We start from the raw sequence: 643 nt of genomic DNA on the forward strand, positions 1-643 counted from the left end.
AAGCCGAATATATCGCCAACTATATCCTCAACGGCGGAAATCGGGACGAATTTATGGCAAAATTCAGCCGCGCCACGTCCGAGGGATTTGACCCGGATCGGGATTTGGAGCATATTGGCATCGCTAACCAAACCACCATGCTCAAAAGCGAAACCGAGCAAATTGGTAAGCTGTTTGAGCGGACGATGATGAAAAAGTATGGTCCGGTTCAGTTAAATCAGCATTTCCAGAGTTTTAACACCATCTGCGATGCCACTCAAGAACGGCAGGATGCGATGTTGGAGTTGGTGGAAGAACGGTTAGATTTAATGGTTGTGATTGGTGGTTTTAATTCATCCAATACCACGCAACTGCAACAAATTGCCATTGAACGGAAAATTCCCTCTTATCACATCGATAGCGCTGAGCGAATTGGTCCGGGGAATCGGATTGATCACAAGGTACTGCATCAAGATATGACGGTGACGGAAAATTGGCTTCCAGAGGGTGAAATTGTTGTTGGTGTAACGTCTGGAGCATCTACACCCGATAAGGTGGTTGAAGATGCGATTGAGAAGATTTTTGAGTTGAAAGCCACTCCGGTAGCTGTTTGATTTTGGTTCGGTTAGTGTATCGATTCAGTAACCCCAGTTAACGGTCAAAA

General features: G+C 45.6%; 1 pseudogene. It reads left to right on the plus strand.

The features are described 5' to 3' along the window. A pseudogene (locus tag MC7420_RS43080) lies at window positions 1-593 on the plus strand (4-hydroxy-3-methylbut-2-enyl diphosphate reductase); the annotation flags it as partial. Between the last annotated feature and the right edge of the window lie 50 nt (window positions 594-643).

This window comes from Coleofasciculus chthonoplastes PCC 7420, from assembly GCF_000155555.1.
GTDB lineage: Bacteria > Cyanobacteriota > Cyanobacteriia > Cyanobacteriales > Coleofasciculaceae > Coleofasciculus > Coleofasciculus chthonoplastes_A.